General features: G+C 71.9%; 13 protein-coding genes. All 13 read left to right on the forward strand.

Annotated elements, in window-relative coordinates:
• The first annotated feature begins 14 nt into the window (after positions 1-14).
• The 13 genes from ABZ818_RS02800 to ABZ818_RS02860 all read left to right on the forward strand — a co-directional run bounded on the left by ABZ818_RS02800 (position 15) and on the right by ABZ818_RS02860 (position 17,274).
• Positions 15-995 carry an ABC transporter permease gene (locus ABZ818_RS02800; protein WP_361410471.1) on the forward strand — a complete coding sequence of 327 codons (981 nt, stop codon included), beginning with the start codon at positions 15-17 and terminating at the stop codon, positions 993-995.
• A 60-nt stretch (positions 996-1,055) separates the two neighbouring features.
• Complete coding sequence (locus tag ABZ818_RS02805; protein WP_361409755.1) at positions 1,056-2,099, forward strand: substrate-binding domain-containing protein; 1,044 nt, start codon at positions 1,056-1,058, stop codon at positions 2,097-2,099.
• Between the two features lie 79 nt (positions 2,100-2,178).
• Complete coding sequence (locus ABZ818_RS02810) at positions 2,179-3,399, forward strand: Gfo/Idh/MocA family oxidoreductase (protein WP_361409758.1); 1,221 nt, start codon at positions 2,179-2,181, stop codon at positions 3,397-3,399.
• Positions 3,400-3,411: 12 nt separating this feature from the next.
• Positions 3,412-4,413: a sugar phosphate isomerase/epimerase family protein gene (locus ABZ818_RS02815; protein WP_361409761.1), complete on the forward strand. Its 1,002-nt coding sequence runs from the start codon at positions 3,412-3,414 to the stop codon at positions 4,411-4,413.
• Between the two features lie 320 nt (positions 4,414-4,733).
• Positions 4,734-7,892, forward strand: coding sequence for a ThuA domain-containing protein (locus ABZ818_RS02820; protein WP_361409764.1), 3,159 nt, complete (start codon positions 4,734-4,736; stop codon positions 7,890-7,892).
• Between the two features lie 784 nt (positions 7,893-8,676).
• The gene (locus ABZ818_RS02825; protein ID WP_361409767.1) at positions 8,677-9,801 is read left to right on the forward strand and encodes an inositol-3-phosphate synthase; all 1,125 of its coding nucleotides are present in this window, start codon (positions 8,677-8,679) and stop codon (positions 9,799-9,801) included.
• Positions 9,801-11,018 (forward strand): SCO3242 family prenyltransferase, encoded by a 1,218-nt coding sequence (locus ABZ818_RS02830; protein WP_361409770.1) that lies wholly within the window; start codon positions 9,801-9,803, stop codon positions 11,016-11,018. Before ABZ818_RS02825 ends, ABZ818_RS02830 begins: the two co-directional genes overlap by 1 nt.
• Entirely contained in the window at positions 11,015-11,977 is a 963-nt protein-coding gene (locus ABZ818_RS02835; RefSeq protein ID WP_361409772.1) for a sugar phosphate isomerase/epimerase family protein, read from the forward strand. Before ABZ818_RS02830 ends, ABZ818_RS02835 begins: the two co-directional genes overlap by 4 nt.
• Positions 11,974-12,678 (forward strand): EboA domain-containing protein, encoded by a 705-nt coding sequence (locus ABZ818_RS02840; protein WP_361409774.1) that lies wholly within the window; start codon positions 11,974-11,976, stop codon positions 12,676-12,678. Before ABZ818_RS02835 ends, ABZ818_RS02840 begins: the two co-directional genes overlap by 4 nt.
• A complete protein-coding gene (locus ABZ818_RS02845; RefSeq protein WP_361409777.1) occupies positions 12,678-13,526 on the forward strand; it encodes a TatD family hydrolase in 849 nt (282 codons plus the stop codon). Before ABZ818_RS02840 ends, ABZ818_RS02845 begins: the two co-directional genes overlap by 1 nt.
• A gap of 3 nt (positions 13,527-13,529) precedes the next feature.
• Entirely contained in the window at positions 13,530-14,699 is a 1,170-nt protein-coding gene (gene eboE / locus ABZ818_RS02850; RefSeq protein WP_361409780.1) for a metabolite traffic protein EboE, read from the forward strand.
• Positions 14,696-16,117 (forward strand): nucleotide pyrophosphatase/phosphodiesterase family protein, encoded by a 1,422-nt coding sequence (locus ABZ818_RS02855; RefSeq protein WP_361409783.1) that lies wholly within the window; start codon positions 14,696-14,698, stop codon positions 16,115-16,117. Before eboE ends, ABZ818_RS02855 begins: the two co-directional genes overlap by 4 nt.
• A gap of 5 nt (positions 16,118-16,122) precedes the next feature.
• On the forward strand, positions 16,123-17,274 hold the full coding sequence (locus ABZ818_RS02860) for a sugar phosphate isomerase/epimerase family protein (protein WP_361410474.1): 1,152 nt from the start codon (positions 16,123-16,125) through the stop codon (positions 17,272-17,274).
• Positions 17,275-17,287: the final 13 nt, after the last annotated feature.

The following is a 17,287-nucleotide window of genomic DNA, read 5'->3' on the forward strand; positions in this document are numbered from 1 at the left end:
ACCCCACCGCCCGCATGGACGCCCCGGCCGGCGGCGCCGGCCCGCTGCGCCTCCTGTGGGCGCGCGCCGACGTGCGCACCCTGTCGCTGCTCGGCGTGCTCGCCGTCCTCGTCCTCATCGGCGGCATCACCAAACCCGACCAGTTCCTGGACACCCGCAACCTGCAACTGGTGCTCACGCAGGCGTCCATCATCGGCGTCGTCACCGTCGGGATGACCTTCGTCATCATGAGCGGCGGCATCGACCTGTCCGTCGGCGCGATCGTCGCCCTCTCCTCCGTGTGGGCCACCACGGTGGCCACCCAGGAGTACGGCTTCGTGGGCGTGCTGTTCACGGCCGTGCTCGTCGGCGTCGGCTGCGGACTCGTCAACGGCGTCCTCATCGCGTACGGCGGCATGGTCCCGTTCATCGCGACCCTCGCCATGCTCGCCTCCGCACGCGGACTCGCCCTGCAGATCACCGGCGGCAAGACCCAGATCGTCACCATCGACGGCATCCTGAGCCTCGGCGAACGCGACTCCTACGTCCTCGGCGTGCCGCCGCTGGTCCTCGTCTTCGCCGCCGTCACCGTCATCGGCTGGCTCGTGCTGAACCGCACCACGTTCGGGCGGCGCACCGTCGCCGTCGGCGGCAACGCGGAGGCGGCCCGCCTCGCGGGCATCGACGTCCGCCGCCAGCGCCTCTACCTCTACCTGCTGTCCGGTCTGTGCTGCGGCATCGCGGCCTTCCTGCTGATCGTCCTGGCCGGCTCCGGCCAGAACACCAACGGCAACCTGTACGAACTCGACGCCATCGCCGCCGCGATCATCGGCGGGACCCTGCTGAGCGGTGGCCGGGGCACCATCGTCGGCTCCGTCCTCGGCGTCCTGATCTTCACCACGATCACCAACATCTTCGCCCTGAACAATCTGCAGACCGACGTCCAGCAGATCGCCAAGGGCGCCATCATCGTCGCCGCCGTCCTCGTCCAGCGGCGCACCGCCTCCACCACGTAGCCCAGCCCAGCCCAGCCGAGCCGCCCGCTCCGTACGGCCCTCACCGGAAAGGCCATCGCCATGCCTCAGACACCGAGCCGCAGAGGTCTGCTCTTCGGCAGCGCCGCCGTCGGCGCCACCGCCTTCCTCGCCGCCTGCACCAGCAACGAGCCCAAGAACGAGAAGCCCGCGGCGAACGACCAGCCCGTCGCCGCCGACGACAAGCCCGGCAAGCCCGTCACCATCGGCTTCGCCGGCCCCCAGGCCGACCACGGCTGGCTCAACGCGATCAACGACAACGCCAAGAGCCGCGCCAAGAAGTACTCCGACGTCACCCTGGAGATCACCGAGGGCTCCAACGACACCGCCGCGCAGATCGGGCAGATCGAGACCCTCATCAACAAGAAGGTCGACGTCCTGGTGATCCTGCCCGCCGACGGCAAGGCACTCACCCAGGTCGGTCTGAAGGCGATGCGCGCGGGCATCCCCGTGATCAACCTCGACCGGGTCTTCAACTCCCCGCAGGCGTACCGCTGCTGGATCGGCGGCGACAACTACGGGATGGGCTTCAACGCCGGGCAGTACATCGGCGAGAGGCTCAAGGGCAAGCCGAACGCGAAGGTCGTCGAACTCGCCGGCCTCGACAACCTGGAGCTGACCAAGCAGCGCACCCAGGGCTTCGACGACGCGCTGAAGAACTACTCCAACATCACCAAGGTGGCCCGCCAGGCCGCCGAGTTCACCGTCGAGTCCGGCCAGTCGAAGATGGCCCAACTCCTCCAGGCGCAGAAGCAGATCGACGCGCTGTGGAACCACGACGACGACCAGGGCGTCGGCGCGCTGCGTGCCATCGAGCAGGCCGGGCGCGACGAGTTCTTCATGGTCGGCGGCGCCGGCGCGCTCTCCGCGTTCGAGCAGATCAAGCAGGACAAGGGCGTTCTGAAGGCCACCGTGCTGTACCCGCCCACGATGGCCGCGTCCGCGATCGACCTGGCCCGAGCACTGGGCCAGGGCAAGGGCGTGTCCGGCATGGCGGAGTTCGAGATCCCGGCGTCCATCACGTTGTACTCGGCCGTGGTCGACAAGACCAACGTGGACCAGTACATGCCCACCGGCTTCAAGTGATGGGCGCTGACAACCCCCCACATCGCAATCACGGCGTCGGGAACGCCGCTGCGAACGTTTACGAGAAGGAGTTATCGGTATGGGCCTGAAGGGACAGTCGGAGCAGGCCGAGAGCGAGCCCGCGGCCGGGAAGCCTCCGCTGCGTGTCGGCATGGTCGGCTACGCCTTCATGGGCGCCGCCCACTCCCAGGGATGGCGCACCGTGGGCCGCGTCTTCGACCTGCCGCACCGGCCCGTACTGGCCGTCGTCGCCGGACGTGACGGGGCGGCCGTGCGGGGCGCGGCCGCCCGGCTCGGCTGGGCCGACGCCGAGACCGACTGGCGCGCTCTGATCGCCCGCGACGACGTCGACATCGTCGACATCTGCACCCCGGGCGACAGTCACGCGGAGATCGCCGTGGCCGCCCTGGAGGCGGGCAAGCACGTGCTGTGCGAGAAGCCCCTCGCCAACTCGGTCGAGGAGGCGCGGGAGATGACCGAGGCGGCCGAGCGGGCGCGGGCCCGCGGCCAGGTCGCCATGGTCGGCTTCAACTACCGGCGGCTGCCCGCGACCGCCCTGGCCCGCCGCATGGTCGCCGAGGGCCGCCTCGGCACCCTGCGGCACGTACGGGTCAGTTACCTCCAGGACTGGCTCGTCGACCCGGAGTTCCCGCTGACCTGGCGCCTGCGCAAGGACTCGGCGGGCTCCGGGGCCCTCGGCGACCTGGGCGCCCACATCGTCGACCTCGCCCAGTACCTCGCGGGCGAGCCGATCACCGGGGTGTCCGCGGTCACCGAGACCTTCGTCCGGGAGCGCCCGCTGCCGGCCGGGGCGGCGGCCGGGCTCAGCGGCATCGGCGGCAGCGGCCGGGGGGAGGTCACCGTCGACGACGCGGCCCTGTTCACGGCCCGGTTCGGCTCGGGCGCGCTCGCCTCGTTCGAGGCGACCCGGTTCGCCTCCGGCCGCAAGAACGCGCTGCGCATCGAGCTCAACGGGGCCGACGGCTCGCTCGCGTTCGATCTGGAACGGCTCAACGAGCTCTCGTACCACGACCACACCGAACCCGGGGTCAGCGCCGGTTTCCGGCGGATCCTCGTCACCGAACCCGACCACCCCTACCTCGAGGCCTGGTGGCCGCCGGGCCACGGACTCGGCTACGAGCACAGCTTCGTCCACCAGGCCCGCGACCTGGTGCTCGCGATCGCCGCGGGCACCGCGCCCCAACCGTCCTTCGCCGACGGGCTCCAGGTCCAGCGCGTCCTGGCCGCCGTCGAGGAGAGCGCGGCGAAGAATTCCCTCTACACGCCCGTCCCGGTCTAGGGAGGCCCGGTCATGTCACGCTCGTTCACCCTGTTCACCGGTCAGTGGGCCGACCTCCCGCTGGAGGAGGTCTGCCGCCTGGCTCGCGACTTCGGCTACGACGGGCTCGAACTGGCCTGTTGGGGAGACCACTTCGAGGTCGACAAGGCGCTGGCCGACCCCGCCTACCTCGACGGGCGGCGCGCGCTGCTCGACAAGTACGGCCTCAAGTGCTGGGCGATCTCCAACCACTTGGTCGGCCAGGGGGTCTGCGACCACCCGATCGACGAGCGCCACCGGGGCATCCTGCCGGCCCGGATCTGGGGCGACGGGGAGCCCGAGGGCGTACGGCAGCGGGCCGCCGCCGAGCTCAAGGACACGGCACGGGCGGCGGCCGCGTTCGGCGTCGACACCGTCATCGGGTTCACCGGCTCCTCGATCTGGCATCTGGTCGCCATGTTCCCGCCGGTGCCGCCGGGCATGATCGAACGTGGCTACCAGGACTTCGCCGAGCGGTGGAACCCGATCCTCGACGTGTTCGACGCCGAGGGCGTCCGCTTCGCGCACGAGGTGCACCCCGGCGAGATCGCGTACGACTACTGGACCACCCGGCAGGCCCTGGAGGCGGTGGACAACCGGCCCGCGTTCGGGCTGAACTTCGACCCGAGCCACTTCGTCTGGCAGGACCTCGACCCGGTCGGCTTCCTGTACGACTTCCGGGACCGGATCTACCACGTGGACTGCAAGGAGGCCCGCAAGCGCCTCGACGGGCGCAACGGCCGCCTCGGCTCCCATCTGCCGTGGGGCGACCCCCGGCGTGGCTGGGACTTCGTCTCCGCCGGGCACGGTGACGTCCCGTGGGAGGACGTCTTCCGCATGCTGCGGTCCATCGACTACGCCGGTCCCGTCTCGGTGGAGTGGGAGGACGCCGGCATGGACCGGCTCCAGGGTGCCCCCGAGGCGCTGCGGAGGCTCAAGGAGTTCGACTTCGACCCGCCGAGCGCGTCGTTCGACGCGGCCTTCGGCAGCGAGTAGCTCCGCCGGTTCGGCGCGGACGCGGAGTGCCGTCCCGGGCGTTGCCCGCCGGCGGCCGCGGGTCTGTTGCGGCTGGTCGCGCAGTTCCCCGCGCCCCTTTGGGGCGCGGGGTGCCCACCTGGCGCTCCAGCCTGCCCGGAAACCGCTTTGTCCTGATGCTGGAAAAAGTTCAACTTCTCTGTTGTGTAAGGGCTATCCGACTCCGACAAAGCCAGCTACGGTCCCAGAGTTGTACAGGACACGTACATCTCCGGGGTGACGGCGAACCCCGGAACATCGCAACCGCCCCGTACGACCCCCACCCTCCCGGAGGGATCTTCGTGCACAGGAAACGTCCCAGATTCCACAAGGCACTAGCGCTTCTTACCGGTTCACTCCTCGCGGGCAGCTCGCTCGCGCTCGCCGCGCCGCCGGCGAGCGCCACCGACCCCGACACCGCCAAGCCGGCCGCCGCGGCCGCCGAGGACTTCCAGCAGGTCACCCTCGCCAAGGGCGTGGCCGAGGTCGGTGAACCGATGTCGCTGGCAGTCCTCCCGGACCGCAGCGTCCTGCACACCTCCCGCGACGGCACCCTGCGCCTGACCGACGCGCAGGGCAACACGTCCATCGCGGGCAAGCTGGCCGTTTACAGCCATGACGAGGAGGGGCTCCAGGGGATAGGCGTCGACCCCGACTTCGCCAAGAACCGCTTCGTCTACCTCTACTACGCGCCGCCGCTGAACACCCCGCCCGGCGACGCTCCCGAGAACGGCACGGCCGCCGACTTCGCGCCCTTCGACGGCGTCAACCGGCTCTCCCGCTTCGTCCTGAAGCAGGACGGCACTCTCGACCTGGCCAGCGAGAAGAACGTCCTCGAGGTCGCCGCGTCCCGCGGTATCTGCTGCCACGTCGGCGGTGACATCGACTTCGACAAGGACGGCAACCTCTACCTGTCGACCGGCGACGACTCCAACCCGTTCGCCTCCGACGGCTACACCCCCATTGACGAGCGGTCGAACCGCAACCCGGCGTTCGACGCCCAGCGCACTTCGGGCAACACCAACGACCTGCGGGGCAAGATCCTGCGGATCAAGGTCAAGCCGGACGGCTCCTACGACATCCCCGAGGGCAACCTCTTCGCCCCGGGCACCGCGAAGACCCGTCCCGAGATCTATGCGATGGGCTTCCGCAACCCGTTCCGGTTCAGCATCGACAAGCCCACCGGCAACATTTACATCGGCGAGTACGGCCCGGACGCCGGTTCCGCCAACCCCAACCGCGGCCCCTCCGGCATGGTCGAGTTCAACCGCGTGACGAAGCCCGGCAACTACGGCTGGCCCTACTGCGTCGGCAAGAACGAGGCGTACATCAAGTACGACTTCGCCACCAAGCAGTCCGGCGCGGCCTTCGACTGTGCGGCGCCGAAGAACACCTCGCCGAACAACACCGGCCTGGTCGACCTCCCGCCGGCCCAGCCGGCCTGGATCGACTACGACGGCGGCTCCGTCCCCGAGTTCGGCACCGGCTCCGAGTCCCCGATGGGCGGCCCGGTCTACCGCTACGACCCCGACCTGAAGTCCGCCGCCAAGTTCCCGGAGGCCTATGACGGGGACTTCTTCGCCGGTGAGTTCGGCCGCCGGTGGATCAAGCGGATCAAGCACGACAGCGATGGCACCGTCAAGTCCATCAACCCCTTCCCCTGGTCCGGGACCCAGGTGATGGACATGGCCTTCGGCCCGGACGGCGCCCTCTACGTCCTGGACTACGGCCTGGCCTGGTTCGGCGGTGACGCGAACTCCGCGCTCTACCGCATCGAGAACGTCACCAACGGACACGCGCCGACCGTGACCGCCAGTGCGGACAAGACCTCCGGCACGGCGCCCCTGAAGGCGTCCTTCTCCGCGACCGGCAAGGACGCCGACGGCGACGCGCTCACCTACAGCTGGGACTTCGGTGACGGCACCACCGGCACCGGCGAGTCGCCCCAGCACGTCTACCGCACGAACGGCACGTACACCGCCACCGTCACCGTGACGGACACGAGCGGCTACACGGCCACCGCCAACGTCCACGTGGTCGTCGGCAACACCGCGCCCACCGTCGAGTTCAAGACCCCGACCAACGGCGCGCTGTTCGAGTTCGGTGACACCATCCCGTTCAAGGTGAAGGTCACCGACCCCGAGGACGAAGTGATCGACTGCTCGAAGGTCACCGTCCGCTACATCCTCGGCCACGACAGCCACGGCCACCCGATCACCTCGGCCAACGGCTGTGAGGGCACCATCACCGTGCCGGCCGACGGTGAGCACGACCCCAACGCCAACATCTTCGGCGTCCTCGACGCCGAGTACACCGACAACGGCGGCGGCGGTCAGGCTGCGCTGACCACCCACGACCAGGTCCAGCTCCAGCCCCGGCACCGGCAGGCCGAGCACTTCAGCGACCAGAGCGGCATCCGCACGTACGACAAGACCCCGGCCCACGGCGGCAAGACCGTCGGTGACATCAACAACGGCGACTGGATCTCCTTCAAGCCCTACGACCTCAAGGGTGCCCAGACGCTCACCGCCCGGATCTCCTCCGGCGGCGCCGGAGGCTACCTCGAGGTCCGCAGCGGAGGACCGGACGGCCCCCTGCACGGCACCGGGATCGTCCCGGTGACCGGTGGCTGGGAGACCTTCCAGGACATCGACATCCCGCTCAGCAAGCTCCCGAACAAGACCACCGAGCTGTACCTGGTGTTCAAGGGCAGCGGCACCGGAGCGCTCTACGACCTCGACGACTTCGTGATCTCCGACAAGAAGCCCGAGAAGAACGCCAAGCGCGTCCTCGTCTTCTCCAAGACCGCCGGCTTCCGCCACGACTCCATCGGCACCGGTGTGCAGGCTCTGAAGGACCTCGGGAAGGACAGCAGCATCACCGTCGACTCCACCGAGGAGGCCAAGCAGTTCACCGCCGAGAACCTCGCCCGCTACGACGCCGTCGTGTTCCTCTCCACCACCGGCAACGTTCTCAACACCGACCAGAAGCAGGCGTTCGAGAAGTACGTCGCCGGAGGCGGCGGCTACATGGGTATCCACGCGGCCGCCGACACCGAGTACGACTGGCCGTTCTACGGCGGCCTGGTCGGCGCCTACTTCCACTCGCACCCGCAGATCCAGAAGGCCACCGTCCTGGTCCCCGAGCACGACCACCCGGCCACCAAGGGCCTCGACGACAAGTGGGAGCGCACCGACGAGTGGTACAACTACCGCTCCAACCCGCGTGACAGCGTCCGCGTCCTGGCCTCTCTGGACGAGACCTCCTACCAGGGCGGCAACATGAAGGGCGACCACCCGATCGCCTGGTGCCAGGCCTACCAGGGCGGACGCGCCTTCTACACCGGCCTCGGCCACACCAAGGAGTCCTACGCCGAGGACGGCTTCCGCAGTCACCTGCTCGGTGGAATGAAGTACGCCACCGGCCAGGAGAAGGCCGACTGCAAGCCGCGCACCGCCTGAACCAAGGAACAGCCGCCCGTCAAGGGCGCCTGAAACGGCGGCGGGCGGGAGACGCCGGACTCCCGCCCGCCGTCCCCAACCCAACCGGCCCGGCCCGCGCCCCCCGACCGGGGGCGGGTCGGGCCGGCCCACCCCCGAACCCGGCACCCCGCCCCCGGCCAGGCCGAAACCCGACCTGGCCGGAATGGCAGAGCCGGCACCGGGCCCCTGTTCCAAATCCGGTTCCGGTTCCGGATCCCGGTTCCGGCCCCGAGTCGGGTCCGGGCTCCGGGTCCGGTCCTGGATCCGGTCGTGGGCTTGGTTTCGGTTGAGGCTGAGACCTTGCCCGGCCGGGATTCCGACGCTGGTTCTGGATCCAGGTTCCGGCCCGGTGTTCCGGGTCCGGGGTCTGGGTTCAGGTCCTGGATCGGGTTCCGGGCTCGGTTTCGGCTCAGGTCGAGACCTTGCCCGGCCGGAAACCCGGTGCAGGGCTCCTACATCGGTCCCCGGCCCGAGACCGGTCCCGGACCTCGGTCCGGGTTCTGGTCCGGGTCCCGGTTGTGGGTCCCGGCCTTGGCTCCGGTCCCGGCCCAGGCCGAGGCCTTGCCCGACCGGGAATCCGGCTCCGGTCCCGGCATCGGCTCTGGTCCGGATCTCGGTTCCGGTCTCGTTCTCGGTTCCGGTCCCAACTCTGCTCCCGGCTCCGGATTCAGGCCGGTGCCTGGTGTCGGCGGCGCCCCGGAGGCCGCCCGGCGCCCCACCACCCCGTCCGGCTTCCGGTTCGCGTACGACAAGGAGGCTGCCCATGTCCGCCGAACCTTCCGCTTCCCCCTCCCGCACCGGTGTCTGGCTGATCGGCGCGAGAGGTTCCGTCGCCACCACCGCCGTCACCGGATGCGCCGCCGTCGCCGCCGGACTGCATCCCGCCGCCGGCCTCGTCACCGAGACAGAGCCCTTCGCCGCGAGCGGTCTGCCCGCTCTGTCCTCCCTCGTCTTCGGCGGGCACGACACCGTGGACTGCCCGCTGCCCAAACGCGCCGAGAGCCTCGCCGCCGGCGGTGTCCTGCCGCACGGGCTGCCCTCCGCCGTCCGCGCTGAACTGACCGCCGCCGACGGGGAGATCAGGCCCGGCGGCCCGCTGCCCGGAGACACCCGGAGCGAGGACGCCCTCATCGACGCCCTCGCCGGCGACATCCGTGACTTCACCCGCAGCCACAACCTCGCCCGCACCGTCGTCGTCAACGTCGCCTCCACCGAACCGGCCCCCGAGGGCACCGCCCTGCCCGCCAGTTCGCTGTACGCGGCAGCGGCCCTGCGCGCGGGCTGCCCGTACGTCAACTTCACCCCGTCGACCGGGCTGCACCACCCCGCGCTCGCCGCCGAGGCCGAGGCCGCCGCCCTGCCCTACGCGGGCCGCGACGGCAAGACCGGGCAGACCCTGCTCCGGTCCGTGCTCGGCCCGATGTTCGCGCAGCGGGCGCTGCACGTGCTCGCCTGGTCGGGAACGAACCTCCTCGGCGGCGGCGACGGCGCCGCACTCGCCGACCCGGCCGCCGCCGCGGCGAAGAACTCCGGCAAGGAACGGGTCCTCGCGGACACCCTGGGCACGGTCCCCCAGGGAGAGGTGCACATCGACGACGTGCCCGCGCTCGGCGACTGGAAGACCGCCTGGGATCACATCGCCTTCGGCGGCTTCCTCGGGTCCCGGATGACCCTCCAGACCACCTGGCAGGGCTGCGACTCGGCGCTCGCCGCGCCCCTGGTCCTCGACCTGGCTCGGTTGCTGGCCCGCGCCCACGAACGCGGACTGACCGGTCCGCGCCCCGAACTCGGCTTCTACTTCAAGGACCCCGACCCGGGCGCCCCCGCCGCGCTGGGGGAGCAGTACGCGGCGCTCCTGGACTTCGGCCGACGGCTGGGGGACCAGTGATGACCCGCCACGGTCTGGTGGCCATCGCCCTGGCGGTGACCGTCGCCGCCGTCGTCGGGGCGCGCGGATCCGCGTCCCGCGGTCGCCCGCGCCAGGAGGAGGACCACGGCCGCCCGTCACCACCGCCACAGGCGGAGCAGGAGCCGCGGTCGGGCGCGAGACCCACCGGTTCCGCGGATCCGACCGACCCGGCGGGGGAGAACCCCACACCCACGGCCGCCCCCGCCGCACCCACCGTCACGAGCCCGACCCCCGGACCCGCCTCCACCCCGCTCCCACTCCGCCGCCCCGCCCTCGGCACCCCCGCCGACTGGGTCGAACTGCTGCGGCTGCCCGCCCTGTTCACCGTCCCCGGCGATGCCCTCGCCGGGGCCGCGGTGGCCGGGCGGGCCCCCGGGACCCGTACCCTCCTCGCCATCGGCTCGTCCCTGTGCCTCTACCAGGCGGGCATGGCGCTCAACGACTGGGCGGACCGCGCCGAGGACGCCGTGGAGCGCCCGCACCGGCCGCTCCCGTCCGGGCGGATCGCCCCCGGCGCCGCGCTCGCCGCGGCCGGCGCGCTCACCGCCCTGGGCCTCGCGCTCGCCGCCCGCGCCGGCCGGCCCGCGTTCACCGTCGCCGTACCGCTCGCCGCCTCGGTCTGGGCGTACGACCTCGGCCTCAAGCGGAACTGGGCGGGTCCGCCGGTGATGGCGGCGGCCCGGAGCCTGGACCTGGTGCTCGGCGCCGCCGCGAGCGGCGGCCGGGTCCGCGACGCCGTACCGTCCGCCGCCGCCCTCGGCGCCCACACCCTGGCCGTCACCGCCGTCTCCCGTCGCGAGACCCAGGGCGGCTCCACCGCCGTCCCGCTCGCGGCCCTCGCGGTCACCTCCGGCGTCGCGTACGCACTGACCCCGCCCGCCGTGGCCCTCAGACTCCCGGCGGACCGAGGCGGAGCAGCCCCCCTCGGTCCGCCGGGCCTCACCCCCGCACCGGGCGGTGCGCTCCGTGCGGCCCTCGCGCTCGGCTACGCCGCCACCGTCGCCCGCCCCCTCGCCCACGCCGTCCTCAACTCCTCGCCCCCGCTCACCCAGAGGGCCGTCGGCGGCGGCATCCGCGCCATGATCCCGCTCCAGGCCGCGCTGTCCGCCCGCGCCGGCGCACCGGTCACCGCCCTGTGCACGGCCGCCCTGGCCCCCCTGGCCCGAAGGTTCGCGAGGAAGGTGAGCGTGACATGAGCCCCGACCCCGCCGCGGCCCCGCGCTTCGGCTACGGCACCAACGGCCTCGCGGACCTGCGCCTCGACGACGCCCTCGGCCTGCTCGCCGACCTCGGCTACGACGGCGTGGGACTGACCCTCGACCACATGCACCTCGACCCGCTCGCCCCCGACCTGGCCGCCCGCACCCGCCGGGTCGCTCACCGGCTGGACGCGCTGGGCCTGGGGGTGACGGTGGAGACGGGCGCCCGTTATGTGCTCGACCCGCGCCGCAAGCACGGCCCCTCCCTCCTGGACGCGGACCCGGCGGACCGCGCCCGGCGCGCCGACCTGCTGCTGCGGGCCGTACGGGTGGCCGCCGACCTCGGCGCCCACGCCGTGCACTGCTTCAGCGGCATCACCCCGCCCGGCACCGACCGGGACACGGCGTGGAAGCGGCTCGCCGAGTCCCTGGGCCCCGTCCTGGATACCGCCACCGCCGCCGGCGTGCCCCTCGCCGTGGAGCCCGAACCCGGTCACCTCCTCGCCACCCTCGCCGACTTCCACCACCTGCGCCGCACCCTCGGCGACCCGGAGAACCTGGGTCTCACCCTCGACATCGGCCACTGCCAGTGCCTCGAACCCCTCCCTCCGGCCGAGTGCGTCCGCGCCGCCGCGCCCTGGCTGCGGCACGTCCAGATCGAGGACATGCGCCGCGGCGTGCACGAACACCTCCCGTTCGGGGACGGCGAGATCGACTTCCCGCCCGTCCTCGCGGCCCTGGCCGCCACCGGTTACCAGGGTCTGACCGTCGTGGAACTGCCCAGGCACTCCCACGCCGGCCCGCACCACGCCGAGCTCTCCCTGCCCTTCCTCCGCCGAGCGGCCACCGCCGCCGCGTCCACGGGCGAGCCCCCGGCCCCCGCGGCCACCGGGCTTCCCGCCCCCGCGCGTCCAGCCTCCGAGCATCCGGTCACCCCGGAAGGGAGCACCCGATGACCCACCCGCACGGCACCGGCACCGAGGGCACCCCCGCGGCCGGCACCGCCCCCGCACCGACCCCGACGGACGAACTGCGCGCCCGTACGGACAGCGGCCTCGCACCGGCCGCACGGGCCTGGCTCGACCAGGCGCTCGACGAGGCCGCCGCCCACCCCGGCACCCATGGGCCGATCTCCGTGTGGGAACTGCGCCTGGCCGAGGCGGGCCGCCGCTGCGGCCCCGCCCACGCCGACGCCGCCCGCGTCCTCATCCTGCACGCGGCCCGCGCGGGCCTCGGCGCCCTCACCCGGGTCTACCGCCAGGGCACCGCCGACGAACGCCGCGCCGTCCTGCACGCCCTGCCCCACCTCGTGGCCGGCCCCGACGCCCTCCCGCTCGTCGAGGACGCGCTGCGCACCAACGACACCCGGCTGATCGCCGCCGCCGTGGGCCCGTACGCCGCCGGGCACCTGGCCCCCCACGCATGGCGGCACGCCGTGCTGAAGTGCCTGTTCACGGGCGTGCCCGTGGACAGCGTCGCGGACCTGGGCCGCCGCGCCCGCGGCGACGCCGAACTCGCCCGCATGCTCGGCGACTACGCCGCCGAACGCACCGCCGCGGGCCGCCAGGTCCCCGAGGACCTGCACCGCGTCCTGGCCCTGACTGAGCCCGACACCGCGCCGCACGGCTCGGTCGACCCCGACGGCAAGGAGTCCTGATGCGCATCTTCGATCCCCACATCCACATGACGTCCAGGACCACCGACGACTACGAGGCCATGTACGCCGCCGGTGTCCGCGCCCTCGTGGAACCGGCCTTCTGGCTCGGCCAGCCCCGCACCTCGGCCGCCTCCTTCCTCGACTACTTCGACTCCCTGATCGGCTGGGAACCCTTCCGCGCCGCCCAGTACGGCATCGCCCACCACTGCACCATCGCCCTGAACCCCAAGGAGGCCAACGACCCGCGTTGCCTGCCCGTCCTCGACGAACTGCCCCGCTACCTCGTCAAGGACCAGGTCGTCGCCGTGGGCGAGATCGGCTACGACTCGATGACCCCCGAAGAGGACACCGCCCTCTCCACCCAGTTGCAGCTCGCCGCCGACCACGGGCTGCCCGCCCTCGTCCACACCCCGCACCGCGACAAGCTCGCCGGGCTGCGCCGCACCCTCGACGTCGTACGGGAGTCGGCGCTGGCCATGGACCGCGTCCTGGTCGACCACCTCAACGAGACCACCGTCAAGGAGGCCAAGGACAGCGGCTGCTGGCTCGGCTTCTCCGTCTACCCCGACACCAAGATGGACGAGGAGCGGATGGTCGCGATCCTGCGCGCCCACGGCCCCGAACGGGTCCTGGTCAACTCCGCCGCCGACTGGGGCAGAAGCGACCCCCTCAAGACCCGCAAGGTGGGCGACCTCATGCTCGCCGAGGGCTTCACCGAGGACGAGGTGGACCGCGTGCTGTGGCGCAATCCGGTCGAGTTCTACGGTCTCAGCGGCCGGCTGAGCCTCGACGTCGCCGCGACCGGCGCCACCCACGAGGGCAACAGCATCCTGCGCGGCGGGGAGTGATCGATGCGCTTCCGGCACCCCGACGGCTCCACCGTCCACCTCGCCTACTGCACCAACGTCCACCCCGCCGAGACCCTCGACGGCGTCGTGGCCCAACTGCGCGACCACTGCGAGCCCGTCCGCCGCCGACTGGGCCGCGACCGCCTCGGCATCGGCCTGTGGCTCGCCCGGGACGCCGCCCGCACCCTCGACACCGACCCGTCCGCACTGCGCGCCCTGCGCGCCGAACTCGACCGGCACGGCCTCGAGGTGGTCACCCTCAACGGCTTCCCCTACCAGGGCTTCGGCGCCGAAGAGGTCAAGTACCGCGTCTACAAGCCGGACTGGGCCGACGCCGAACGCCTCGACCACACCACCGCGCTCGCCCGCATCCTCGCCGGCCTCCTCCCCGACGACGTCGGCGAGGGCAGCGTCTCCACCCTGCCGCTGGCCTGGCGCACCGCGTACGACGACACCCGCGCCGAACGGGCCCGTACCGCCCTGCGCATCCTCGCCGAACGCCTCGACGCGCTGGAGGAGTTGACGGGCCGCTCCATCCGGGTCGGCCTGGAACCCGAACCCGGCTGCGTCATCGAGACCACGCACGACGCCATCGCCCCGCTGACCGCGATCGCCCACGACCGTATCGGCATCTGCGTGGACACGTGCCACCTCGCCACCTCCTTCGAGGACCCGCACACCGCCCTGGACGCCCTCACCGCGGCCGGCGTCCCCATCGTCAAGTCCCAGCTGTCGGCCGCCCTGCACGCCGAGCACCCCCACTTGCCCGACGTCCGCGAGGCCCTCGCCGCCTTCGACGAACCCCGCTTCCTGCACCAGACCCGTACCGTCACCGCCGCCGGGCTGCGCGGCACCGACGACCTCGGGGAAGCACTCGGCGGAGACGTCCTGCCCGACGCCGCGCCCTGGCGCGCCCACTTCCACGTCCCCCTGCACGCGGCCCCCGCCGAGCCCCTCACCTCGACCCTCCCGGTCCTCAAGACCGCCCTGACCCGGCTCGTCGGCGGCCCGCGGCCGCTCACCCGCCACCTGGAGGTCGAGACCTACACCTGGCAGGCGCTCCCGTCCGAGCTGCGCCCCCGCGACCGCGGCCGGCTCGCCGACGGCATCGCCGCCGAACTCGCCCTCACCCGTGACCTGCTGACCGACCTCGGCCTGAAGGAACTGCCATGACCCGGCCCGAGGGACCGACACCCCTGCTCGTGCTGGACGTCGTCGGTCTCACCCCGCGCATCCTCGACCACATGCCCCACCTCAAGGCCCTCGGCCAGTCGGGCTCCCGCGCCGCGCTCGGCACCGTACTGCCCGCCGTCACCTGCGCCGCCCAGTCCACCTTCCTGACCGGCACCATGCCCTCCGAGCACGGAATCGTCGGCAACGGCTGGTACTTCCGCGAACTCGGCGACGTCCTGCTGTGGCGGCAGCACAACGGCCTCGTCTCCGGCGACAAGCTGTGGGACGCCGCCCGCCGCGCCCACCCCGGCTACACGGTCGCCAACATCTGCTGGTGGTACGCCATGGGCGCCGACACCGACATCACCGTCACCCCACGGCCCGTCTACTACGCCGACGGCCGCAAGGAACCCGACTGCTACACCCGCCCCCCGGCCCTGCACGACGAACTCACCGAGAAACTCGGCACGTTTCCCCTGTTCCACTTCTGGGGTCCCGGCGCCGACCTTGTCTCCAGCCAGTGGATCATCGACGCCACGCGCCACATCCTGCGCACCCGCCACCCCGACCTGACGCTCTGCTACCTGCCCCACCTCGACTACGACCTGCAACGCTACGGCCCCGACGACCCGCGCTCCCTGCAAGCGGCAGCCGACCTCGACGCCGCCATGGCCCCGCTCCTGGACGACGCCCGCGCAGAGGGCCGTACCGTCGTCGTGCTGTCCGAGTACGGCATCACCCGCGCCGACCGGCCTGTCGACATCAACCGCGCCCTGCGCCGGGCCGGCCTGCTCGAAGTGCACACCCAGGACGGCATGGAGTACCTCGACCCGATGGCCTCGCGCGCCTTCGCCGTCGCCGACCACCAGATCGCCCACGTCTACGTGCGCCGCCCCGAGGACATGGACGCGACCAGGGCCGCCCTCGACGGACTGCCCGGCATCGAGAAACTCCTCGACGACGAGGGCAAGAAGGCCCACCACCTCGACCACCCGCGCTCCGGGGAACTCGTCGCCGTCGCCGAGCCGGACGCCTGGTTCACGTACTACTACTGGCTCGACGACGCGCGCGCGCCCGACTTCGCTCAGCTGGTCGAGATCCACCGCAAACCCGGTTACGACCCGGTCGAGCTCTTCATGGACCCGCATGACCCCTATGTGAAGGTCAAGGCGGCGACCGCGGTGGCCCGCAAGAAACTCGGGCTGCGCTACCGCATGGCGGTCGTGCCCCTCGACGCCTCACCCATCCGCGGCAGCCACGGCCGCCTGCCCGCGAGCGACGACGACGGTCCGCTCCTCCTGTGCTCCACCCCCCGCGCCGTCGGCGACCGCATCGCGGCCACCGACGTGAAGTCACTCCTGCTCCACCTCGCCGGTCTCGGCCAAGCAGACAACAAGTCCGAAGAGAGGCACCCGTGAACGACATCCACGCAACCGACCACGGCACCGACGAACTGCTGCGCCGCAGCCTCGGCATCGGCCGCCGCAGCTTCCTCAGCACCTGCACCGCCGTCGCGGCCGGGGCGATCGCCGCTCCCGTGTTCGGCGCGGCCCCCGTGCACGCGGCGACCCCCGCCGAGTCGAACGGCAAGGCCAAGGGACACCTGCTCGTCCCCGAGGACAGGCGCGGCATCATCCTCTACACGGTGCGCGACGCCACCGGCCGCGACCCGTTCTCCACCAGCCTGCCCTCCGGCTTCCGCGCCGTGTTCGAGCAACTGGCCCGCTACGGCTACCGGCAGGTCGAGTTCGCGGGCTACGGCCAGCACCGCAACGCCCCCGGCGGCGCCAGCCTGGAGAGCGTCGAGGGCGCCCGGCTGCTGCGCGGCTGGCTGGACGAGTTCGGGCTGCGGGCGCAGGGCAACCACGGCTTCATCCCGGGCTCCTGGCCGCTGACCACCGGGGACCTGGACACCTTCAAGAAGCACCTGGAGATCGCCAACATCCTCGGCATGCAGCACATGGGCACCGGCGGTGACCCCACCGGCAGCTCCTACAAGGCCGACTGGGACGTCGCCGCCGAGAAGTGGCACGCCCTCGGCGAGATCGCCCGCAGCGCCGGGATCAAGCTCTACACCCACAACCACGACACGGCCTACGGCTTCCTGCTCGACGGCGGCCCGCTCGACGCCCAGGGCCGGCCGACCCGCAGCTCCGGCATCCGCAAGCTGGAGTACTTCCTGTCCATCACCGACCCCAAGCTGATCTGGCTGGAGATGGACATCTACTGGGCCCACGTGGCCCAGTACAAGTTCCGCACCTACACCGACCACGACGGTGCCGTCCGGCAGAACATCTTCGACCCGGCGGCCCTGGTCGCCGCCAACAACAAGCGCTACCCGCTGTTCCATGCCAAGGACGGCGTCATCAACACGACCAACGGACAGGGCTACGACATGGTCCCGTTCGGCACCGGCGTCATCGACTACACGACCTTCTTCTCCCGGGTCGGCCACCCCAATTACCACAACCCGATGGTCGAGCAGGACAACGCCCCGAGCTCCTCCAACCCGGGCCAGTCGATGGAATACGCGCGGATCGGTTACGAGAACATGGCCGCGCTGCGCCGCAAGTAACGCACACCCGCGG

Origin of the sequence: Streptomyces sp. NPDC047453 (assembly GCF_040643155.1) — a bacterium.
Lineage (GTDB): Bacteria > Actinomycetota > Actinomycetes > Streptomycetales > Streptomycetaceae > Streptomyces.